At 65.2% G+C, this 21,186-nt stretch carries 19 protein-coding genes; 6 read left to right on the forward strand and 13 right to left on the reverse strand.

Annotated elements, in window-relative coordinates; genetic code table 11:
- Positions 1-158: 158 nt before the first annotated feature.
- Entirely contained in the window at positions 159-899 is a 741-nt protein-coding gene (locus tag AC1DGP_RS13310) for a bestrophin-like domain (protein WP_441487888.1), read from the forward strand.
- Between the two features lie 26 nt (positions 900-925).
- Here AC1DGP_RS13310 and AC1DGP_RS13315 read toward each other — a convergent pair whose 3' ends face one another.
- Both AC1DGP_RS13315 and AC1DGP_RS13320 read right to left on the reverse strand, forming a co-directional pair.
- A complete protein-coding gene (locus AC1DGP_RS13315) occupies positions 926-1,600 on the reverse strand; it encodes a Crp/Fnr family transcriptional regulator (RefSeq protein ID WP_441487887.1) in 675 nt (224 codons plus the stop codon).
- Positions 1,601-1,719: 119 nt separating this feature from the next.
- Positions 1,720-2,997 carry an MFS transporter gene (locus AC1DGP_RS13320; RefSeq protein WP_476775354.1) on the reverse strand — a complete coding sequence of 426 codons (1,278 nt, stop codon included), beginning with the start codon at positions 2,995-2,997 and terminating at the stop codon, positions 1,720-1,722.
- Positions 2,998-3,102: 105 nt separating this feature from the next.
- On the opposite strand from AC1DGP_RS13320, the gene AC1DGP_RS13325 reads away from it, so the two are divergent.
- The gene (locus AC1DGP_RS13325) at positions 3,103-3,579 is read left to right on the forward strand and encodes a winged helix-turn-helix transcriptional regulator (protein ID WP_441504319.1); all 477 of its coding nucleotides are present in this window, start codon (positions 3,103-3,105) and stop codon (positions 3,577-3,579) included.
- A gap of 39 nt (positions 3,580-3,618) precedes the next feature.
- Here AC1DGP_RS13325 and AC1DGP_RS13330 read toward each other — a convergent pair whose 3' ends face one another.
- Together AC1DGP_RS13330 and AC1DGP_RS13335 are read right to left on the reverse strand one after the other, a co-directional pair.
- The gene (locus AC1DGP_RS13330; RefSeq protein WP_476775353.1) at positions 3,619-4,212 is read right to left on the reverse strand and encodes a LysE family translocator; all 594 of its coding nucleotides are present in this window, start codon (positions 4,210-4,212) and stop codon (positions 3,619-3,621) included.
- 126 nt (positions 4,213-4,338) lie between these two features.
- On the reverse strand, positions 4,339-7,896 hold the full coding sequence (locus AC1DGP_RS13335; RefSeq protein ID WP_476832210.1) for an indolepyruvate ferredoxin oxidoreductase family protein: 3,558 nt from the start codon (positions 7,894-7,896) through the stop codon (positions 4,339-4,341).
- Between the two features lie 255 nt (positions 7,897-8,151).
- Between AC1DGP_RS13335 and AC1DGP_RS13340 the strand changes: the two genes are divergently transcribed.
- Together AC1DGP_RS13340 and AC1DGP_RS13345 are read left to right on the forward strand one after the other, a co-directional pair.
- Entirely contained in the window at positions 8,152-8,802 is a 651-nt protein-coding gene (locus AC1DGP_RS13340; RefSeq protein ID WP_441504316.1) for a DUF1007 family protein, read from the forward strand.
- Entirely contained in the window at positions 8,793-9,812 is a 1,020-nt protein-coding gene (locus AC1DGP_RS13345; RefSeq protein ID WP_476775351.1) for a nickel/cobalt transporter, read from the forward strand. Before AC1DGP_RS13340 ends, AC1DGP_RS13345 begins: the two co-directional genes overlap by 10 nt.
- A 44-nt stretch (positions 9,813-9,856) precedes the next feature.
- On the opposite strand, the gene AC1DGP_RS13350 is transcribed toward AC1DGP_RS13345, so the two are convergent.
- The 6 genes from AC1DGP_RS13350 to AC1DGP_RS13375 form a co-directional block, all read right to left on the reverse strand.
- Positions 9,857-10,798 carry a DUF6454 family protein gene (locus AC1DGP_RS13350; protein WP_441504314.1) on the reverse strand — a complete coding sequence of 314 codons (942 nt, stop codon included), beginning with the start codon at positions 10,796-10,798 and terminating at the stop codon, positions 9,857-9,859.
- A 130-nt stretch (positions 10,799-10,928) separates the two neighbouring features.
- Entirely contained in the window at positions 10,929-11,318 is a 390-nt protein-coding gene (locus AC1DGP_RS13355) for a nitrile hydratase accessory protein (RefSeq protein WP_441504313.1), read from the reverse strand.
- Positions 11,305-11,964 carry a nitrile hydratase subunit beta gene (gene nthB / locus AC1DGP_RS13360; protein WP_441504312.1) on the reverse strand — a complete coding sequence of 220 codons (660 nt, stop codon included), beginning with the start codon at positions 11,962-11,964 and terminating at the stop codon, positions 11,305-11,307. The genes AC1DGP_RS13355 and nthB overlap by 14 nt, the downstream gene beginning before the upstream one ends.
- Positions 11,961-12,590 carry a nitrile hydratase subunit alpha gene (gene nthA / locus AC1DGP_RS13365; RefSeq protein WP_441487877.1) on the reverse strand — a complete coding sequence of 210 codons (630 nt, stop codon included), beginning with the start codon at positions 12,588-12,590 and terminating at the stop codon, positions 11,961-11,963. The genes nthB and nthA overlap by 4 nt, the downstream gene beginning before the upstream one ends.
- 10 nt (positions 12,591-12,600) lie before the next feature.
- The gene (locus AC1DGP_RS13370; RefSeq protein ID WP_476832211.1) at positions 12,601-13,797 is read right to left on the reverse strand and encodes an amidase; all 1,197 of its coding nucleotides are present in this window, start codon (positions 13,795-13,797) and stop codon (positions 12,601-12,603) included.
- A 5-nt stretch (positions 13,798-13,802) separates the two neighbouring features.
- Complete coding sequence (locus AC1DGP_RS13375) at positions 13,803-15,392, reverse strand: gamma-glutamyltransferase family protein (RefSeq protein ID WP_441487875.1); 1,590 nt, start codon at positions 15,390-15,392, stop codon at positions 13,803-13,805.
- A 113-nt stretch (positions 15,393-15,505) separates the two neighbouring features.
- On the opposite strand from AC1DGP_RS13375, the gene AC1DGP_RS13380 reads away from it, so the two are divergent.
- The gene (locus tag AC1DGP_RS13380) at positions 15,506-15,745 is read left to right on the forward strand and encodes a hypothetical protein (protein WP_441487874.1); all 240 of its coding nucleotides are present in this window, start codon (positions 15,506-15,508) and stop codon (positions 15,743-15,745) included.
- Between the two features lie 16 nt (positions 15,746-15,761).
- Here AC1DGP_RS13380 and AC1DGP_RS13385 read toward each other — a convergent pair whose 3' ends face one another.
- From AC1DGP_RS13385 to AC1DGP_RS13395, 3 genes are all read right to left on the reverse strand, one after another.
- Positions 15,762-16,127, reverse strand: a complete 366-nt coding sequence (locus AC1DGP_RS13385; protein WP_441487873.1) for a DUF1850 domain-containing protein — start codon at positions 16,125-16,127, stop codon at positions 15,762-15,764.
- Positions 16,124-18,262, reverse strand: a complete 2,139-nt coding sequence (locus AC1DGP_RS13390; RefSeq protein WP_441487872.1) for a TRAP transporter permease — start codon at positions 18,260-18,262, stop codon at positions 16,124-16,126. The genes AC1DGP_RS13385 and AC1DGP_RS13390 overlap by 4 nt, the downstream gene beginning before the upstream one ends.
- An 85-nt stretch (positions 18,263-18,347) precedes the next feature.
- On the reverse strand, positions 18,348-19,316 hold the full coding sequence (locus AC1DGP_RS13395) for a TAXI family TRAP transporter solute-binding subunit (RefSeq protein ID WP_441487871.1): 969 nt from the start codon (positions 19,314-19,316) through the stop codon (positions 18,348-18,350).
- Positions 19,317-19,556: 240 nt separating this feature from the next.
- On the opposite strand from AC1DGP_RS13395, the gene AC1DGP_RS13400 reads away from it, so the two are divergent.
- Positions 19,557-21,176: an OpgD/OpgG family glucan biosynthesis protein gene (locus AC1DGP_RS13400; RefSeq protein WP_441504309.1), complete on the forward strand. Its 1,620-nt coding sequence runs from the start codon at positions 19,557-19,559 to the stop codon at positions 21,174-21,176.
- The last annotated feature ends 10 nt before the right edge of the window (positions 21,177-21,186 follow it).

The raw sequence follows: 21,186 nt of genomic DNA on the forward strand, positions 1-21,186 counted from the left end.
TCCTTGCCGTTCTGGAGACTTCGGCAAGCCTGAATTCGGGACCTGCCAGATCCAGCCGGCCACTCCTATTCCTAGGAGTTGCGCGAATTGACTGAGCTGTCTTCTTCGATGTTCTGAAAAACGACACCGCAAGGCAGCCACCAACCAGGCGCCGCTCCATGGATCCTTACGTCATCGGCTGCATAGCCTTTCTGTGCGTGTTCGGCGCGGCCTTGATCGGGATGTTTTTGCGCGCACGCCTGCCGGAACATCACCTGAGTCCGGAGTCCCGGGACGCCATCAAGCTTGCGACGGCAGTCGTTGGAACGCTCTCGGCGCTCGCGCTTGGCCTCTTGATCGCCTCAGCGAAACGATCATTCGACGAGGCAGGGACGGGCTTGAGAACAACGGCGGCGCGCGTACTCCTGCTCGACCGCGTCATGGCGCAGTACGGCCAGGAGACGAGGGAAACGCGGGAAACGCTCCACAAGCTTCTCGAGATCAGGTTGAGCGATGCCGGCAGCGAACGGTCGCTCGACGACGGTCTGGATATCGAAACGGTCCAGGGGGCGCTACGAAACCTGTCGCCACAAACTGACTCCCAGCGCTGGCTCCAGGCGCGCGCCCTTCAACTCAGCGGACAGATTGCGGAGGCGCGATGGATGCGCGCCGAAACGGAAGTGGGAGGATTTCCCGGCGCATTCCTGGCCATCCTCGTGTTCTGGCTCGCCTTGCTCTTCGCCTCGTTCGGTCTGTTGGCCCCGGGCAATGGAACGGTTATGGCGACTTTGTTCGTCTGCGCCTTGTCGGTGACCGGAGCGCTGGTGCTGATCATCGACATGGACCATCCCTATCTCGGCTTCATCCGGATCTCGGACGCTCCCTTGAAACAGGCATTCGAACGCCTCGGCCGAGAGTGATCAGGCATGCTGGATGGTTTGTGCTCCTAACCATCGTAACGCGCGAGCCGATCCAGATCGAGCACGGTCACCGCGCCGTGGCCGACCTCGAGCAGACCGAGGTCTGCAAGCTTAGCAAGCCCCTGATTGGCCATCTGCCGCGACATGCCGGCGAGCAGGCCGAGCTCTTCCTGCGAAATCGCGAGTGTCAGGCTCTGGCCGGGATACAGGATCGGGTTGAACAGCCAGGCAAGATTGCGGGCGAGACGGGCGGTCGAGTCCAGCATCCGCTCGGTCTCCGCCAGTGCGATGAACTGGCCGAGCCGCTCGTTGAACTGATGGACGAGGAAGCGATTGAACGCCGCACTGTGTTCGAACAGCCAGAGGAAGGTCGAGCGCCGCATCAGCGCGAGCTGGGTGTCGCGTAGCGCCACCAGATCATAACGACGCAGCTCAGCCTTGATCACCGTGCCTTCCCCGAACCAGGCCCCGGCACGCAGGCCGGCCAGCGTCGCGGATTTGCCCTCCTTCGAGGTGGTGCTCATCTTCACCAGCCCCTCGGCGACACCGGTCCAGGATTCGAGCCGGTCGCCGACATGACAGATGTAGTTGCCCTTCCCGTAGGATTTCAGGCTGATTCCGCGTCGCGCTTCCTCAAATTCTTCCGGCTTCAGGTCGCGCGACCAGGCAGCGATGCGGCGCAGGTCTTCGGGAGAGATCAAGGCATGTTCACCGCGCGTTAGAGCGGGCATGGGCCCGCAATGCCGAACCATTATGCGGCGTCATGGACGGCCAACTCAAGCCCGGCGCACCAAGCGGGGTTTGGTACGGGCTCTTCGGTTCATTCGGCCCGGATCTCTGCGGGCTCGTGCCGCCGGGTCGCCGCCCAGAACAGCAGCGCCAACAGGCTGATCGAGGCTCCCAGCACGCAGACGCCAGTCCAGCCTGCGCGGGCATGGACCATGGTTGAGGCGATCGAGCCCAGCGCGCTGCCCAGCGAATAGAAGACCATATAGCCGCCGACGAGCCGGCTTCGGGCATCGGGCCGCACCGCGAAGATCATGGTCTGGTTGGTGATATGCACGGCCTGGATCGCGAGATCGAGCAGGACAACGCCGATGATCAGGTTCCAGAGCGATGCGCTCATCGAGGCGATCGGGACCCAGGACAGCACCAGCAGGCCCAGCGAAAGACCGGTGACGCGCTGACCGAATCCTCGGTCCGCGAGGGATCCGGCACGGGCGGCAGCAAGTGCCCCCGCCAGCCCGACGAGACCGAACATCCCGATCTCGGTATGGGACAGGGAGAAAGGCGCGGTGGTGAGCGGCAGGACCAGCGACGTCCAGAACACGCTGAAACTGGCGAAGATCAACAAGGCGAGCACGGCTCGTACCCGCAGAACCGGCTCCTTGACGAACAGGTCGACGACGGACGCGAGCAGCTCCGGATAGGAGATCCTCGTCGCGGCGCGCTCATGCTTCGGCAGCACCCGGAACAACAGGAAGGCCATCAGCACGGAGAGCACGGCCGACGCCAGATAGACCAGGCGCCAGCCCCCGATATCGGCGAGCACTCCCGAAACGAACCGCGCCAGGAGAATGCCGATCACGATCCCGCTCGTGATCCTGCCCACGGTCCGCCCGCGCTCCTCGTCTGCCGCCATGCTGGCCGCAAAGGCAACGAGCACCTGCACGACGACTGCGAGCAGGCCAACTGCCACCATCCCCGCCAGCAGGACGGCTGCGCTCGGGGCCAAGCCGACGACAAGCAGTGCCAGGCCTGAGAGCAGCGCTTGCGTGCCGATCAACCGCCGACGATCGAGCAGATCGCCAAGCGGTACGATGAAGACCAGCCCGAGCGCGTAGCCAATTTGCGTCACCGTCACCACGCCGCCGATCGCGGCCGGACTGATCGCGAGATCGCGCGCCATCACATCGAGCAGCGGCTGGGCATAATAAATATTTGCCACGCTGAGGCCGCAGGCGACGGCGAAGAGCAGCGTTACCGCGTGGGAGAGGCCCTGGCGCGCGCTGGCTCCGTCTTCCTGTCCCGGGGCATTGCGGCCGCTGGGAGGCTCGACCCGGGATATGGCGGGGGTGGCTGAATTCAGAGGCTTCATTAGGTTATCCCATGCAACATGGTTCTATAATAGAACCATGTTGCATGTAGCTGAATCCAGTCCTATTTTGGAACCGGACATCACGGGGAAGTGAGACGGAAACCGATGGTCAAACGCACCAGCCTCAGGGATGCGGATTGCCCCGTCGCCCGCGCCCTGGACGCAATCGGCGACTGGTGGTCTCTCCTGATCATTCGCGATGCGTTCAGCGACGTGCGGCGCTTCGGTGAATTCCAAAAGAGCCTCGGCGTCGCCAAGGGCATCCTCGCCGCACGGCTGCGCAATCTTGTCGAACTCGGCATTCTTGAGATCGCGCCCGCTTCGGATGGCAGCGCTTATCAGGAATATGTGCTGACGCAGAAGGGCCGCGGCCTGTTCGTCGTCGTTGCTGGATTGCGGCAATGGGGGGAGGACCAGTGCTACGAGCCGGGCGAGCCCCATTCCGCACTCATCGACAACGAAACCGGGCAGCCCGTCGGGCGCCTCGAACTGCATTCCGCCGACGGGCGGGTCCTTGGCCCGCTCAACACGACCGTGCGCTTGGCCGCACCACCGTCCACACGGCCCCATGGCGGGGCCTGAACCTGCAGTCGACCGGCCGCATTTGCCTATGGGCGAGCCTCAACGCACCAGCGCAAATGCGACCGACGCAATCAGCAGGACCGCGAAGACGATATTGATGGCCCGATTCAGCCGCGGCCGACGAAAACAGCGGGTCAGCGCCGCTCCCGTGGCGAGCCAGAGCAGATTGACCGCGGCGATGATCGCCATCAGCACCGCCGCCTTCGCCAGCGCATCGGCGGCAACCCGCTCGCGCAACAGGACAAAACCGGAGAACAGCGCCGCCATCGCCGCATAGCCCTTCGGGTTGACGAGCGACAGCAGGGCACCTGCTGCGAAGGACGGTCGCTCGCCGCGTTCGCTCGCCTCGCTCAGGGGCGGCGCAGTGGCGATGCGATAGGCCAGATAGAGAAAATACCCGGCCGCAGCGACCGTCACCACTGGCGCTACGCCAGGCAGCGCCATCAGCATCCCGACCATGCCGCTGGCGGTGATCGCGATGACCGCGGCCATACCGCTGGTGATGCCGGCAGCATAGACGAGCCCCTCGCGGGCCCCGAAGGCAGCACCGGTTGCAGCCAGGCTCAATGTGGCAGGTCCGGGACTGCCCGCGAGTGCGAGCCCGGCAAGGACGAAACCGAACAACCCCTCCATGCTGCGCCTCCACTGGTGGATGAGCAGCATGTTGTCAGGCCCGGGCGGCTGAATGTCTTGAACGATCGTGCGGACCAAACCGGACGGCGGAGGTCATCCCCCTGGGACGACCCCGGTCAGGTCCGTCTACTCGGCCGCTCTCGGCATGGCCAATGCCGCAGCCGAGCCGTCACGCAGCCGGGCCAGGAGATCGGTCTCCTCGGCCTTGGCCTGCTTGAGGTGGCGTTCCTTGACATGGCCAAAACCACGGATCTTCTCCGGAATTGCCGTCAGTGCCACGCAGAGCGCATGGTTCTCCGGTGTCAGCCGGTTCACCAGCTCGCCGATCAGCGCGTCGTATTCAGCGATCAGCCGGCGCTCCGTTCTGCGCTCCTCGGTACGGCCGAAGATGTCGAAGGCCGTGCCGCGCAGGCCCTTCAGTTTCGCCAGCAGGCCGAAGGCCTTCATCATCCAGGGGCCGAAGCTCATCTTCCGCGGCAGGCCGGTATGGGGATCGACCTTGGCGAGCAGAGGCGGCGCGAGATGAAACTCGTAGCGCAGCCTCTCACCCGAAGCGCTGTCCTTCTCGAAGGTGGCGGCCACCTGCTTCTGGAACGAGCCATCGGCATAGAGCCGCGCGACCTCATACTCGTCCTTGTAGGCCATCAGCTTGAAGAGATAGCGCGCCACGCTTTCGGCAAGCGCGCTCTGCCCCGGCATGACCTGCACTTCCTTGACCTGGATGCGCGCGACAAGATGGCGATAGCGCGCCGCATAGGCCGCATTCTGGTAGGCAGTGAGATAATCGACGCGACGCGCGATGATCTCTTCCAGCGTCTCGGAGAGATGCCGCGCCCGTGTCGGCGCCTTGGCCTCCGCAAGGGCAGAGATCAGAGCGTCCGGATCATGCGCCGCACGCCGGCCGAGCTCGAAGGCCTGCTTGTTCATGGCGATCGCTTCGCCGTTGAGCTCGATCGCTCGGAGCAGCGAGGCGCGCGACAGCGGCACGCCGCCGAACTGCCACGCATAACCGAGCATGAACATGTTCGCGGCAATGGCGTTGCCGAGGAAAGCGTTCGCAGCCGCCGTCRCATCGACGAGATGCGTCCGCTCACGCCCTGATGCCGAGATGATCGCCCGTTTCAGCCGCTCGATCGGCAGCGAGAAATCGGCATTGCGGGTGAAATCCCCCGGCATGCTCTCGGCCGTATTGACCACGACGATCGCGCCGTCCGGTCGTATCGCGCCAAGGACCTTCTTCGAGCCAGTGACGGTGAGATCGCAACCGAGCACCAGATCCGCCTGACCGGCGGCGACGCGAATGGCGTGAATGTCTTCGGGCCGCGGCGCGAGCTTGACATGGCTGAAGACCGCCCCGCCCTTCTGGGCAAGACCGGCCATGTCGATCATGCCGCAGCCCTTGCCCTCGAGATGCGCCGCCATGCCGAGAATGGCGCCGATCGTCACCACGCCGGTGCCGCCGACACCGGTGACAACGACCGCGAAACTGCGATCGAGGGCCGGAACCTGCGGCTCTGGAAGCTCGCCTGCGCTGAGCGCGCCGGCATCGAGCCGGCGCGGCGCCGCCTTCTTCGGCCGGGCGCCATGCACGGTAACGAAGGAGGGGCAGAAGCCCTTCACGCAGGAAAAGTCCTTGTTGCAGTTCGACTGGTCGATCTGGCGCTTGCGGCCGAACTCGGTCTCCAGCGGCTGCACCGAGACGCAGTTCGACTGCACGCCGCAATCGCCGCAGCCTTCGCAGACGAGTTCGTTGACGATCACCCGCTTGTCGGGATCGGGATAGGCGCCACGCTTGCGCCGGCGGCGCTTCTCGGTGGCGCAGGTCTGGTCGTAGAGCAGCAACGACACGCCCGGAACCTGCGCAAGCTCGCGCTGCACGGCATCGAGGTCATCGCGATGATGGATCGTCGTGCCGGCGGGCCATTGCGTGCCCGGCGGGTATTTGTCCGGTTCGTCGCTGACCACCGCGACGCGATGCACGCCTTCCGCTGCGATCTGGCGGGCCATCTGGTCGGGCGTCAGATGCCCTTCCGCCTGCTGGCCGCCGGTCATGGCGACCGCATCGTTATAGAGCAGCTTGTAGGTGACGTTGACGCCAGCAGCGACCGCCCAGCGGATCGCGAGCGAGCCGGAATGAGTATAGGTGCCGTCGCCGAGATTCTGGAAAACGTGCTGGCGCGTCGAGAACGGCGCTTCGCCGATCCAGTTCGCGCCTTCTCCGCCCATCTGGGTGAAGCCTGCAGTGCTCCGGTCCATCCACTGCACCATGTAATGGCAGCCGATGCCCGCATAGGCGCGCGAGCCTTCGGGCACCACGGTGGAACTGTTATGCGGGCAGCCCGAGCAGTAATAGGGCGTGCGCTTGGCGATATCCTGCGCCTCGGCGAGGCGCCCCTGCGCCTGGGCGATCTCCTCGAGCCGGCCCCGTAGCACAGGGTCGTCCTTGTATTGCAGCAGCCGCGCGCCAAGCGCGATCGCGACGTCGTTGGGATCGAGCGCGCCATGGACCGGAAAGAGCCATTCGCCCTTCTCGTCCTTCTTGCCGATCACCATCGGCTGGTGCTTGGAGCCATAGAGCTCCTCGCGGACCTGCACCTCGATCAGCGAGCGCTTTTCCTCGACCACCATGACGAGATCGAGCTTTGAGGCAAAATCCTTCAACTCGCTCGGATCGATCGGCCAGGGACAGGCGACCTTGAACAGCCGGATGCCGAGGTCATTGGCGCGAACCTCATCGATGCCGAGGTCTTCCATCGCCTGGCGGACATCGAGATAGGATTTTCCGACGGTGATGATGCCGATGCGCGGCTTCTTCCCCCCGGATGTGATGGTCTGGTTGAGCTTGTTGGCACGCAGATAGGCAAGCATCGCGGCGCGCTTGTGGATATGCAGCCGCTTCTCCTGATCGACGAAATCCAGCTCGCGGCGGATGCTCAACCCGCCCGGCGGCATGACGAAATCGTCCGGCGTCACGATCTTGACCCGGTCGACCGAGCCATCGACGGAGGCCGTCGACTCGATATTGTCCTTCACGCATTTGATGCCGACCCAGACCGAGGCAAAGCGCGAGAGCGCGATGCCGTGCAGGGAATAATCCATGATCTCCTGAACACCGGCCGGGTTCAGGATCGGCATCATCCGGTCGACGAAGACGAACTCGGTCTGATGCGCATTGGTGGACGATTCAGCGGTGTGGTCGTCGCCCATCAGGCAGATGACGCCGCCATGGGGCGAGGTGCCGGCCATGTTGCCATGGCGGAAGACGTCGCCGCTGCGGTCTACGCCCGGGCCCTTGCCGTACCAGAGCGCGAAGACGCCGTCATGCTTGCCTTCGCCCTGCAGCTCGGCCTGCTGCGTGCCCCAGACCGCGGTCGCGGCCAGATCCTCGTTCAGCCCCGGCTGGAAGACGATATCGGAGGCCTTGAGCTGTTTGCCGGCCCGTAGCAATTGCTGGTCGAGCCCTCCCAGCGGCGAGCCGCGATAGCCCGAAACGAAGCCCGCCGTGTTCAGGCCGGCGCGGCGGTCGCGCTCGCGCTGGACCATCAGCATGCGGGCGATCGCCTGCGTTCCGGTCAGGAATATCTGCTGTTTCGAAAGGTCGTATTTGTCGTCCAGCGCGACCTCGCGCAACAGGCCGGCCTCGGCCAAGTCTGCGGTGCCGGATTTCTGTTCCATCTCGGCCATGTCCGACCTCCCCGATCGTCCCGTTACGGCAGAATGGGGCCAGTTGGTCCGGCCTCCAACTTGATATTATGTCAGTAATGCTGACATATCGCCTCGTTACGGTCAATCACCCTGGGATCGTTCCAGAATGCGCCGCGATTTGGCCCCCTTTGCGAGTGATGGGTGGGCTTGAACCGGCCTTGGCATCGGCCGCCGTTTACGGTTGGTTAACCATGTCGGGCCAGCTTCGCCGCTGAAATCGAGGGATTCCCTGTCGTGACCCGATGCCGCCGCGGCCTTCTCATTCTCGCCGGACTTGCGGCCTGGTTCGGGTTCACCGGCCTCGCGGCCGCGCATCCCCATGTCTTCGTCAGTGCGCGCACCGAGATCATCTACGCCCCCGACGGCAGCGTGAAGGCTCTGAAGCATATCTGGAGTTTTGACGAGGCCTATTCCGCCTTCATCACGCAGGGGCTCGACAAGAATGGCGACGGCAAGCTCACGCCCGACGAGCTGACGGAGCTCGCCAAGGTCAACATGGAATCCCTGCCCGATGTCGGCTTCTTCACCATCGCCAAGGCGAACGGCAAGGTGCAGGCCTTCGGCGAGCCAAGCGAGGCTGCGCTCGCCTTCGAGAACAAGATCCTGACCTTGACCTATGTCCTGCCCCTCAAGCAGCCAGCCACCGCCAATCGGTCCTTCGGCATCGAGATCGGTGACCCGACCTATTTCGTCGCCTTCGACATCGCCGAGGCCGCTGACGCCGTGATCGCGCGCGATGCACCCAAGGGCTGCGTCGTCCGCATCGCTCGTCCGCCCAAACTCGACGCTGCCGTCCAGCAGAAGCTCGCGCAGGAAGACATCACAGCCCAGCCCGACATGAGCGGATACCAGGTCACGACGCGCGCGCTGGTCGCATGTCCCTGAGTCTCGCGCGTTCGACATCGCTACGCCTGCCGATCGTCTCGCGTCGGCTCGCCCTGATGGCCCTCGCGCTTCTGGCCGTTGCCGGCACCCTTGCCGTGCTGGCCTATGTGATTGCCAGCGTAAGCCCACCACCGCCCCCGCCACCGCGCAACCCCTTCGGGACTGCCCTGCCCCGCGAGGCCCTGCCTTCGACGACGGGCATCGGCGCGCTGCTCCTGTCCTGGCAATCGGCCTTCTATCGCGAACTCACCGCGACGCTGAAGGCGATCCACGCCAGCGGCGCAGCCCTGCCCGGCTTGCTTGCTCTGGCCTTCGGCTATGGCGTCTTTCATGCAGCCGGCCCCGGCCACGGCAAGGCAGTGATCTCCGGCTATATCGTCGCCGATAATCGCGGCCTCAGGCGTGGCCTCGCCTTGAGCTTTGCCGCCGCGATCCTCCAGGCGCTGGTCGCCATTGCACTGGTCCTGACCCTGACGATCGCCTTGAGAACGACCGCTGCGACCATGAGCGCGACGACGACGCTGATCGAGCAGGCGAGTTTCGCGCTGGTCGGGCTGGTCGGACTATGGGTGCTTTGGCGCAAGGCCGGGGCGCTGCTCGCCCTGTCGGGCGATGCCGCCGCCCATGATCCGGCCTGCGACCATGTTCACATGCCCGGTCCCGACGAGATCGCCCGATTGCGCGGCTGGCGTGAGATGGCCGGCGTGGTTTTCGCGGCCGGCCTGCGTCCTTGCGCCGGCGCTCTCATTATTCTCGTCTTCGCCTTCTCGCAGGGGCTGCTCTGGGCCGGCATCGCCGCGACCTTCGCCATGGCGCTCGGCACGGCCCTGACCACGGGAGCGCTTGCTGCGCTCGCGGTCTTCTTCAAGTTCGCAGCCCTGAAACTGGCCGGAGGCAGCAGCCTGCGCGGAGCAAGAGTGATCGCAGGGCTCGAACTGCTCGCCGCCGCTTTCGTCGCCGTGCTGGGCGCAGCACTCTTCCTCGGACTCTGGGTGACCCAGGGAAGCTGAGCCCCCGATGCCGCCGCGCTTGCGTCCGTTTTGCTTCGTCGCCCTTACTTGGCCGTCGCCTCGTAGGTGAAGAGCACCGACTTGTCGTCATCCGGGATGAAATGGGCCCGCACGCCGTCAGCAGTCGGCTCGACCCAGAACGGGTTCTGCGTCATCGGCAATCCAGACGGCGACCAGAGCTCGATCGGTACCTGATAGACGGGCCGATTATCCCTGAGGTCGACGATCTCGAACCCGCCGAGGCGAAAGATCGGTCCGTCTTTCGTCGCGCGATAGGCGTTGAGGCCGGAGCAGAGCATCCGGCTCATGCCGATATAGTGGCAGTCCTGATAGTCGATATAGAGCGCGGGATTGATGACCCGCAGTTGTTCAGGCGCCACGTCTGGATTGGTCACCCGGCCCTCGCCGTCCAGGGTCCATTTGTAGAAGCGGCGCGAACCCCAGCTTACCCCATGCAGCGATTTGTCGTCGGTATTGTGGACGATGCCGCCGATATGGTCCTTGAAGCGCAGCACCTCGGTCGCCTTCAGCGTCTCCGGATCGACCTTGTAGACGATCGACTGACTATTCGGCCGATACTCGGCAACCGTCACCCAGATATGCTTGCCATCGAAGTCGATCCCGCCGGGGTGGTACATCGAGCCCTCGCCGAGCGTGATGCTGGCCAGGAGCTTCCCCTCGGCATCGACCTTGAAGAGATGGCCGACGCCCTCGCCGGTATCACGATCATAGCCATCGCGGGGTTCGGAGAAGCGGGTCGTCGGCTTCGTGATCTCGACCGAGGAGACGAAGAAGGCATCGCCGATCTTCAGCATGCCTTGCGGGTGATGTGTCGGGAATTGCAGCGGAACGGCAGCTTTCTGCGTCCATTGCGTGTTGCGGGTGAGCTTTTCGATACGCCCGTTGAGGGCCGGATCGGCCGCATGGGCAGGCGCGGTCAGCAACAAACCGGCAAGGCCGACCAGGCAAGTCATCGTCTTTTTCATCAGGGCCTCCCAGACCGCATGTTTCTCCGAAAGCAGAGCCGATGCCGATTGCGATGTCGTCCCCTATCCAGCGCCCGACAAACTCATGTGACAAGTCCACGCCGCAGTGATGCCGAAGCGTTGCGCGCCCTCAGCTCACGCGCTGCGGGTCGTTCTCCAGCAGGATCGGCTTGCCATGCGGCGTCGCCTCGGCCGCGCGCTCCCAGGACGCCGCGAGCGCTTCGACGCCCTCATGCGAGGCCAGCCCCTTGGCGATCAGGAGATGCTCCAGCGCCTCGCACCAGCGTTCGTAATAATCGGAACCGTCGCGGCAGCCGCCGGCCGCGACCGCCTCCCGGATTTCGGCCCCGAGGGCTTGCGCCCATTCCTGCGCGGAAAAGATGCCCCGGTTCTGCAGCGCAACGACCAGCGCAAAGGCCTGGGCCTGCCAGGGTTCCGCAAAGACCGGCCCTTCCGCATCGCGCGGGATCGGCGTGCCCGCTGCGAGCGCATCGGCAAGGGCTGCGTCAGGCCGGTTCAAGATAGCTCTCCCACGCCTCGACGCTGACGCTGGACGTCGGGTCCGCATCGCGGCCCCAGAGTTCGGGGCCACTGAAGACCACGGTATAGAGCCATTGCGCTGTTTCCGGTGCACCATGGGCGCCGGTATCGGGGAAGACGTGGTTGCCGCGGATTGCCTCGATCCGGCCGAGCTTGCCGCGGGCATAGCGTGGCAGGCGAGTATGGCCGGCCGGGTGCATCACGATGGCGCGCACACGATCGCCGACAGCAAACAGCGCCGACGCCGAAGCCTCGCGCTCATAGGGAAAGCCACGCCGCAACACGGCTGGGACATCTGCGCCGTTCAGCACCCGTTTAGGCGTCGTCCCTGCCCCTGCGGATGTCCCGCTGTCCATCTCGGCCGGCGTCGCAAAGCCGTGCCGCTGCAGCACCGTCCGCAACCCTTCGTACCAGATCTCGTAATAGGAGAAGGAAAGGTAATCTGCCGGCGGGATGCTCTCGCGCGCATGCCGGATCTCGTCGATGGTCCAGTGCCCCATGGCGCCTGCCGCGACGTTCAGCGCGAGCATGCGGCTCTCCCATCCGCCATGGAAGACCGGCTCGTTCGGCTCCGGCATAACGGGCCCGAAGCCCATTTGGCCGCCGAGATCCTGCCCGCCATTCATGCTGACGCTCCCGCCTTCGGCAACCCGACGCCGATCATCGAATCCCGCGTGACGATGCCGGCAAGCCTCTCCTCGTCCCAGCCCTCGGTACCGGCAGGGCGCTGCGGGATGACGAGGAAGCGCGTCTCGGCGGTTGAATCCCAAACCCGGATGCGCTGGCCCGCGGGCAGCGTCACGCCAAAATCGGCCAGCACGCCGCGCGGATCGATGACGGCGCGCGAGCGATAGGGCGGCGACTTGTACCAGACCGGCGGCAGGCCGAGCACCGGCCACGGATAGCAGGAGCACAGCGTGCAGACGATCAGATTGTGCTCGTCGGGAGTGTTGAACACCGCAACGATATGCTCCCCGCCACGGCCGCCATAGCCGAGCTCGGCGACGGCCGCCGTGCCGTCCTGCCTGAGCCGTTCTGCGAAAGCGGGGTCCGTCCAGGCCTTCGCCACGACCAGCGCGCCATTGCGCGGGCCGACCTTGGTCTCGTAGGTCTCGACAATGGCATCGAGCGCCGCCGGGTCGACATAGCCCTTGGCGACGAGGAGCGTTTCCAGCGCCTTCACCCGCGCCTCGATCGGCGTGAAGTGATTGTCATGGTCGTGATGATGGTGGTGGTGATCGTGCCCGCTCATGGCAGCCTCCTCACGCAATCCTGATCCGTGCCGCCCGCTCGAACTTGACGGCGAAATCCACAAGCGACTTGTCCGAGCCCTTCGGCCCGATCAGAGACAGGCCGAGCGGCGCCTCGTCGCGCTGGGCCGCCGGAATCGTCACCTGCGGAAAGCCGGAGAGCCCGGACAGGCAGAGTAGCCGCAGTGCCCGGTTGCGGAAATCCTCCAGCTCGCCTTCGGTCGCGCTGACCAGCGGCGCGATATCCGGCACCGTCGGCAGGATCAAGACACCGTCCGAGCCCAGCAGCCGCGCAAGCTTGGCCCGGAAGGCCTTGCGCAGACTTTCGCCCTTGGCGTAGTCCTCGTCACTCACTGATTTCGAAAAGGCGAAGCGCTCGGCGACGCCCGGTCCGAGCGGCGGATGGAACCGCTCGATCATCGCGCCGTCGGCGTTCCAGGCATCGCGCCCTTGCACCCAGCGGAACGCCCAATAGAGCGCATCGATATCGCGCGCGACCTTGACGGTCTCGGGCTGACCCATCAGCGGCATCGCGCGCTGCACGACATTGCGCAGCACATTCTCGGCATCCGGCGTCGCTTGCGCAAACATGTCCTGTGCCAGCAGGAGACGCGGGATCTCCGGCAGGACCGACCGATCCTTGCCGAGCACGACATCGGCGACGCGGGCAAAGGTCTTGCCGTCGCGCGCGAACCAGCCCGGTGTATCCAGGCTCTCGGCCAGCGGCCAGGTCCGCTTCAGTGAAAGTCGGCCATGTGTCGGCCTGATGCCGAACAGCCCACCATAGCTCGCGGGCGCGCGGACAGAGCCGCCCGTGTCGGAGCCAAGCGCGATATCGGCAAGCTTGCCGGCAACGGCCGCCATCGAGCCCGAGGACGAGCCGCCGGTGATGCGGTCGGGCGCAGCCGGATTGATCGGCGCGCCGAAATGCGCGTTCTTGCCATTCATCGAAAAGGCGAGTTCGTCGGTGATCGTCTTGCCGACGAAGCGAGCCCCGGCATCCAGCAGCGCCTTCACGATCGGCGCCGTCTTGGTCTTGATCCCCGACTGCGCCAGCACCGTCGGCGAACCCGCCCCCGTGGGGTAACCCTTGACGTCGAACAGGTCCTTGACCGCGAGCGTCAGTCCGGCGAGCGGGCCATCCGGCGCGTTCTTAACCGGCGCGTCCGGATAGGGCATGAAACAGCGGAAGGGATCGTCCTTGACCATCAAGCTCAAACTCCCCTCGCATCGCCATCGGAGCGCGGATCATGCGTCGCTTCGACATGGCCCTTCTGATGTTTCACCAGCATGCCGGCATGGCCGAAGCTGTCGGCATAGGCTTCGCTGTACTCCTCGACCGGGTGGCCGGCGGCAGTGAGCCTCGCGAGCAGCATCGGATCGAACCGGCTTTCCAGCTTGAGCGAAAGCGAACCGGCACCCCAGGTCTTGCCGAAGAGCCAGCGCGGCGCATCGACTGCGGTCGCGGGATTCTGGCCGAACCGATAGCGCGTCAGGATCTGCGCCTGGAACTGCGGCTGGCCGTCGCCGCCCATCGCGCCATAGGATACCACGCGCCCGTCATCGAAGCGGGCGAGCGGCGGATTCAACGTGTGGAAGGGCTTGCGGCCCGGCGCCAGCGGATTCAGCGCGGCCTTGTCGAGCGAGAAGGAGACGCCGCGATTCTGCCAGTGGATGCCGGTCTTGGGCAGGACGCATCCCGAGCCATATTCCCAATAGATCGATTGGATATAGGAGACGGCGAGCCCGTTGCCGTCGATCGCGCCCATCCAGACCGTGTCGCCCTCGCGCGGCGCGAAGGGCCAGCTCGCGGCCCGCTTGCGATCGATCGCCGCCGCCTCGCGGGCGAGGACCGGATCCGTGAGGAAGCTCGCAGGATCCGCCTTCATGTGGGCCGGATCGGTGATCTGCCGATCGCGGATGGCAAAGGCTCGCTTGGTCGCTTCGACCAGCCCGTGATGATGGTCAAAACCCTCCGCCCGCGTCACGCCGAGCTTCTCGAAGATGCCGAGGATCAACAGCGAGGCGAGCCCCTGGGTCGGAGGCGGGAAGTTATAGACGGTCAGACCCGGCAGCTTCAGCGACAGCGGCTGCACCATGCGCGCCTTGAAGCCCGCGAGATCCGCCCGCGTAACCGGCGCGCCGATCGCATCGAGATCGGCGCCGATCTCCCTACCGATATCGCCGCGGTAGAAATCATCGAGCCCGGCATCGGCAAGCTGCTTGAAGGTCCCGCCGAGCGCGTCCGGCTTCCGGCGCGCACCGGCTGTCGGCCGTTCGCCGCCCGGCCAGAAGAAACTCGAGAAACCCGGTGCAAGCTTGGTGGCCTCGGCCTCCTGCGGCCAGGTCCGCAACTCCGAATCCGAGACGGCATAACCGGCGTCGCAATGAGTGATCGCATCGGCGAGCAGATCGCGCACCGGCATTTTCCCGCCGAGTGCCTTCGCCAGCTCCAGAGCGGCCTGCCAACCGCCGACCGCACCGGCAACCGTCACCGCCGCATCGGCGCCGCGCGAGGGGATGCTGTCATGTCCCTTCTCGCGATAGCGTTCGATTGTCGCCAATGCGCCCGCCGGGCCGCAGGCCTCGATCGCATGCACCTTGCCGCCAGGCTCGTGCACCAGCCAGAATCCGTCGCCGCCGATGGCGTTCATATGCGGGTAGACCACGGCAATGGTCGCCGCCATCGCCACCATGGCCTCGATCGCATTGCCCCCCTCGGCGAGAACAGCGCGTCCGGCTTCCGAAGCAAGACGATGCGGCGCAGCAGCGGCCCCGGTCGAGAAAACAGGCGTATCGATCATCGAGGGGTTTTCAATCCAGCGGGGAGCAACCATTTGCCGAGTGGCGCGATTTTGTTGCATGCCGGCAGCGCGTCGGCTAGGTCGTAGCGCGCATGAATTCTCAAGGAACGAACATGGCTGAAGAGCGTGGCACCTGGCGTACCCTGATCATGGTGATCTCGCTGGGCATCCTGATCGCTGTCGAACTCTTCGGCGTCGCGCTGGCATCGGGCTGGGCCCTCGCCGGGCTTTTCGAGCTCGGCCATATCGTCGGCTATATTCTGATGGCTCTGTTCTCGGGCTTCGCGGCCTACGGGATGCTCGCCTTCATGCGTCGCGTGTTCAAGTTCGAGCATATCGGCGAGCGCCACTGAACTCAGCCACACGGCCTCAGCCGCAGGGTTTGAGAACGACCGGATCGGCCTCTTCGGGCAGATAGCTGCCCATTGGCCGGCAAGCTGCCCCGACACAGATCGTCCAGTCCGCCGTCGCGCCCGAGCGCCGCATCACGACCTCGGGGAGTGCCGGCAAGGCCGGTGTCCAGCGCCAGAAGCCGTCGCGCAATCTCGCGCCGTCGGGCGGGTCCATGCCGGCTCCTGATCCTTCGATGCGGGCCTCGACGAGCCGCAGACCGTCTGGCGTCTCCCTCCAGACCTCTTCCCACAGCGTCTTCTGTACCGAATGCCGCCAGCCGAGCGTGATCTCGTCGGCGCCGAGCGCGACGACGAGTGCGCCGGCCGCCAGGCACAGGCTCACGCTGTGCTGCTCGCCCGCTGGCCGCGCGTCTCCCTCCAGTGGCGTGCAACCAACGCGGCAGCGAGCAGATAGCCGAGCGCGTCGCTATAGGCGAACTCTCCGAACAGGAACACCGCAGCCACGAAGGCGAGGATGCGTTCCGTCACGTTGAGACGGTCGAACAGATAGCCGATGGCAACGATCCCGAAGAGACCGATGGCGACGCTGGCCTTGAAAACGGCGTAGATCACCGAAGGCCAGAAGCCGATCACGGCCGACATCGGATCGCCCTGTTGCAGCATCAGTGCCGGCGAATAGACCGCGATGAAGGGGATGACGTAGCCCGCAAGCGCCACCCGCATCGCCTCCCAGCCAATCTTGTCCGGATTTTCCTTCGCAATCGGCGCTGCCGCGAGCGCCGCCAGGGCCACGGGCGGCGAGAGATCGGCCATGATGCCGTAATAGAACGCGAACATGTGGCTCACGATCAGCGGTACGCCGAGTTGCTCCAGCGCAGGGGCCGCCAAGGCTGCCACGATGATGTAGGTCGGGATCGTCGGGATCCCGGTGCCGAGCAGGATCGACAGGATCATCGTCAGGACCAATGCCAGGAACAGGCTGGTCTTGCCGAGCCCGATGACCCAGGCGCCGAAGGTCGTGCCGATGCCCGTCTGCGTCATCAGGCCGATGATGGTTCCAACGATCGCGCACGCGATGCCAACAGGCAGCGCGGTCTTGGCCGCATCGGCCAGCGCATTGCGGCAGATCACCAGCGTGGCGCGACCGCCGATGGTGAGGGCGTTCAGGGCGATCAAACCGGCGATCAGCCCTGCGACAACCCTGACGTCCATCCCGTTGCGCAGCAGCGCACCCGCAATCAGGCCGAGGCCCACCCAGAAGATCACCCGCAGCGTCATCGTCTTGAACCCGAGCGCGACACCGGTGCCCAGCAGCAGGCCAACGGTCAGCGCTAGACCGATCGTGCCGGCGAAGAGCGGGGTGAAGCCGTGGAACAGCATGAAGACCAGCACGGCGAGCGGCAGCGCCAGATACCAGCGCTCGCGCAGGGCCTTGAGCGGGCTGGGCAGCAAGCGCCGCTCGATGCCTTTGAGGCCGTGTTTGCCTGCCTCGAGATGCACCATCCAGAACGCCGAGGCGAAATAGAGCACTGCCGGGATTGCTGCGGCCTTGACGATCTCCGAATAATCCACGCCCAGCGTCTCGGCCATGATGAAGGCGGCCGCCCCCATCACGGGCGGCATGATCTGCCCGCCCATCGAGGCAGTGGCTTCGACTCCGGCGGCGAAGGCGCGCCGATAGCCGAACTTGATCATGAGCGGGATCGTGAACTGCCCGACCGTGACGACATTCGCGACACCCGAGCCCGAGATCATGCCCATCAGGCCGGAGGAGAACACCGCGACCTTGGCGGGGCCCCCACGCGCGCTGCCGAAGAGCCCAAGCGAAACGTCATTGAAGAGGTGGATCATCCCGGCCTTCTCCAGGAAGGAGCCGAAGACGATGAAGAGGAAGATATAGGTCGCCGACACATAGGTCGGCACGCCGTAGAACCCCTCAGTGCCGAAGGACAGATGGCCGATGATCTGATCGAAACCGTAGCCGCGATGATTGAGCGGCGACGGCAGGTACTGGCCGAAGAACCAGTAAAGCAGGCACACACCGCACATGATCGGCAGGGCATTGCCCATCAGCCGCCGCGCGGCCTCGAAGATGAGAACGATCAGCAGCGTTCCAACCACGAGATCGGCGGTCGAGGGATCGCCATCGCGCAGGATCAGATCGGCGTAGAAGACGAGCTGATAGAGGCCGACACCGAAACCGATGACACCCAGCGCCCAGCCAGCCCAGCGCCCTGCATTGGTCTTCGCCTTGAAATTGGCGACGAGGCCGAAACTGAGCAGCAGAAGGAAGCCGACATGGACGCCGCGCACCGCCTGGCTCGGCAGCACATGCCAGGCTGAGATCGCGATCTGGAAACAGGCGAATGCGAGCGCGACGGCATAGGCTAGCAAGCCCCAGCGGCCGGGCCCGAAACCCGGCGGAAAGCCGTGCTCGAAATTGTCGAGCGCCGCATTCTCGACCGGCGTTTCGCTCGCGCCCGAAAGCGCGTGCAGTTGGTCCGTCTGACTCGTCATCGCGTCGCATATCCCAATGGCGTGCGCATGCGCCGGCGCCGCCTGCCCGAAGGCCAGCGCCGGGAGAGTTAAATGCGAGAGCTGATCAGGACCCGACCTTGAGGCCCTTTTCCTTCAGATAGCGCGCCGCGCCCGGATGCAGCGGCACCGGCATGCCCTCGAGCGCGCTCTCGAGCTTGATCGCCTTGCCGGCCGAGTGCGCTGCGCCAAGTTCCCCGAGATTATCGAAGATATTCTTCGTCATCTGGTAGACGAGCTCCTCCTTCACCCCCTCATGAGTGACGAGGTAGTTCACCACTGCCGCCGTGTTCACCGCGGCCGCCTGGCCGCCATAGGTGTTGGCGGGAATGGTCGCGCTGACGAAAGGCGCTCCGGCCTTGTCGATGACCGCCTTCGGCACTTCGACGACGACGATCTCGACCGAGGATGCGAGATCGCGGATGGAGGCCACGCCGAGGCCCGCCGACTGAAGCGTCGCGTCGAGCTGGCGGTTCTTCATCAGCTCGACCGATTCGGCGAAGGGCAGATACTCGATCTTGCCAAGGTCCTTGTAGGCCAGGCCTGCCGCCGCGAGGATCGCGCGCGCATTCAGCTCGGTGCCGGATTTCGGGGCTCCCACCGAAAGCCGCTTGCCCTTGAGATCGGCGAGCGTCTTGATGCCGCTTTCCTTGGACGCGACGATCTGCACGAAATTCGGATAGATCGCGGTGATGCCGCGCAATTTCTTCAGAGGGCTCTTGAAGCCGGCATCTTCATCGCCCTTCCAGGCCGCATCGAGGGAATCGCCGAGCGTGAAGGCGAGTTCGCCACGCCCCTGCTGCAGGAGCACGAGGTTCTCGACTGATGCCTTGGTCGCCTGCACCGTCGGGCGGGTGCCCGGAATCTTCTCGCCGTAGATCTTCGAGAGGGCAACGCCCATCGGATAATAGACGCCGGAGGTGCCTCCGGTCAGCACGTTGACGAACTCTTGCGCGCGAGCGCCCGCAGGAGCAGCGGCGATCAGCAAGGCGGTAGCGATACCGGCCAGAGACCGGCCGCGAAACAGCGTCTTCATGGATCCTCCCAGAACCTTAGTTCCCAGCACGAGCGGCCGGGCTTTAACCCTTGTAGAACGGCCCGTTGAGACAAGGAAAGCCCAGGAAATGCATTGCCGGGGCAGCTCCGCCGCGCGCCCGTGACGCTTTCGCCATTTTTCCGGTGCATCCGGCAGGCTCCCGAGCCTGGTTGCCCTTGCCCTTTGGACAGGTTAGCCCGGACAATATTCCCTCAGAAGCGTTCCGAGATCCGTCCAACCATGCAAGCCCGCACGAAATCGCCTTCCCTGGACCGCCGCACGCTGCTCGCCGGCGCAAGCGCCACGGCGGCGCTCGCCGCGCTCGGCTTCGCACCGGCAGCCCTGGCGCAGCAGGGGCTGAAGCTCGGCGAGGCTGAGGCGTTCAGCTTCGAAGGGCTGAAGGCGCGCGCCCGCGACCTCGCGAACAAGCCTTATGCGCCGCCCCCGCCGCCGCGCGCCGATATCCTGGAGCGGATCGATTACGACGCCCATGGCAAGATCAAATTCAAGCCGGAGATGGCCTTGTGGGCGAACGGTCCCTCGCCCTGGCCGGTGACCTTCTTCCATCTCGGCCGCTACTTCCAGAAGCCGGTGCGCATGCATGTCCTGGACAGCGGCAAGGCGCGCGAGATCGTCTATGACGAGAGCTATTTCGAGATGCCGGCGGATTCACCGGCGCGCCAATTGCCGGCGGGAGCGGGTTTCGCGGGTTTCCGCTTCCAGGAGAGCCGCTCCGGACATCCCGGCCGCAAGGGCGAGAAGCTCGACTGGCAGAAGAATGACTGGGTCGCCTTCCTCGGCGCCTCCTATTTCCGCGCCATCGGCGAACTCTATCAATATGGCCTGTCTGCCCGCGGCCTTGCCATCGATCCGGCCGTCGGCGGCAAGCCTGAAGAGTTTCCGGATTTCACCCATATCTGGCTGGAGACGCCGCAGGCCTCGGCCGAGTACGTCGTTGTCTATGCCCTGCTCTCCGGCCCCAGCGTCGCCGGCGCCTATCGCTTCCGGATGCATAGAGGCAAGGGCGTCGACATGGAGATCGAGAAGGCGATCTTCCTGCGCAATGACGTCGCCCGGCTCGGCATCGCGCCCCTGACCTCGATGTACTGGTATTCGGAGACCGCGAAATCGACCGCCGTCGACTGGCGCCCCGAAGTGCATGATTCCGACGGCCTCGCGCTCTGGACCGGCTCCGGAGAGCGCGCCTGGCGCCCCCTCAACAACCCCAGCCGCACCACAGCCTCGTCCTTCGTCGACAACAATCCGCGCGGTTTCGGCCTGATGCAGCGCGACCGCGAGGTCGGTCATTATCTCGACGGCGTCTTCTACGAGCGCCGCCCCAGCCTCTGGATCGAGACGATCGGCCAATGGGGCAAAGGCGCCGTTCAGCTCATCGAGATCCCGACCGACGACGAGATTCACGACAATATCGTCGCGATGTGGGTGCCCGAGGGTCCCGCCAAGGCCGGGGCCGCCTACGAGTTCCACTACAAGCTGCATTGGCTCGCGGACGAGCCCTTCCCCTCGCCGCTCGGCCGCGTCGTCGCGACACGGCTCGGCAATGGCGGCCAGCCCGGGACCACCCGGCCGAAGGGCGTGCGCAAATTCATGGTCGAGTTCAAAGGCCCGGTGCTGGAGAACATTCCCTTCGGCGTGAAGCCCGAGGTCGTGCTCTCGGCCTCGCGCGGCGCGTTCTCCTATGTCTTCGCCGAGGCCGTGCCGAACGACGTGCCCGGCCATTGGCGCGCGCAATTCGACCTGACGGTCGAGGGAGCGGATCCGGTCGAGATGCGCTGCTTCCTGCGCGGCGGCGACACCGTCCTGACCGAAACCTGGCTGTACCAGTATCTGCCGTTCTGAGCGGGAACTG

This window comes from Allobosea sp. 05T433, assembly GCF_056396065.1.

Bases quoted from the DNA above. Each gene is read 5' to 3' on its own strand.
- AC1DGP_RS13310 (WP_441487888.1), top strand. From the start codon at position 159: ATGGATCCTTACGTCATCGGCTGCATAGCCTTTCTGTGCGTGTTCGGC.
- AC1DGP_RS13320 (WP_476775354.1), bottom strand. From the start codon at position 2,997: ATGAAGCCTCTGAATTCAGCCACCCCCGCCATATCCCGGGTCGAGCCT.
- AC1DGP_RS13325 (WP_441504319.1), top strand. From the start codon at position 3,103: ATGGTCAAACGCACCAGCCTCAGGGATGCGGATTGCCCCGTCGCCCGC.
- AC1DGP_RS13330 (WP_476775353.1), bottom strand. From the start codon at position 4,212: ATGGAGGGGTTGTTCGGTTTCGTCCTTGCCGGGCTCGCACTCGCGGGC.
- AC1DGP_RS13345 (WP_476775351.1), top strand. From the start codon at position 8,793: ATGTCCCTGAGTCTCGCGCGTTCGACATCGCTACGCCTGCCGATCGTC.
- AC1DGP_RS13350 (WP_441504314.1), bottom strand. From the start codon at position 10,798: ATGAAAAAGACGATGACTTGCCTGGTCGGCCTTGCCGGTTTGTTGCTG.
- nthB (WP_441504312.1), bottom strand. From the start codon at position 11,964: ATGAATGGCGGGCAGGATCTCGGCGGCCAAATGGGCTTCGGGCCCGTT.
- nthA (WP_441487877.1), bottom strand. From the start codon at position 12,590: ATGAGCGGGCACGATCACCACCACCATCATCACGACCATGACAATCAC.
- AC1DGP_RS13370 (WP_476832211.1), bottom strand. From the start codon at position 13,797: ATGGTCAAGGACGATCCCTTCCGCTGTTTCATGCCCTATCCGGACGCG.
- AC1DGP_RS13375 (WP_441487875.1), bottom strand. From the start codon at position 15,392: ATGATCGATACGCCTGTTTTCTCGACCGGGGCCGCTGCTGCGCCGCAT.
- AC1DGP_RS13380 (WP_441487874.1), top strand. From the start codon at position 15,506: ATGGCTGAAGAGCGTGGCACCTGGCGTACCCTGATCATGGTGATCTCG.
- AC1DGP_RS13390 (WP_441487872.1), bottom strand. From the start codon at position 18,262: ATGACGAGTCAGACGGACCAACTGCACGCGCTTTCGGGCGCGAGCGAA.
- AC1DGP_RS13395 (WP_441487871.1), bottom strand. From the start codon at position 19,316: ATGAAGACGCTGTTTCGCGGCCGGTCTCTGGCCGGTATCGCTACCGCC.
- AC1DGP_RS13400 (WP_441504309.1), top strand. From the start codon at position 19,557: ATGCAAGCCCGCACGAAATCGCCTTCCCTGGACCGCCGCACGCTGCTC.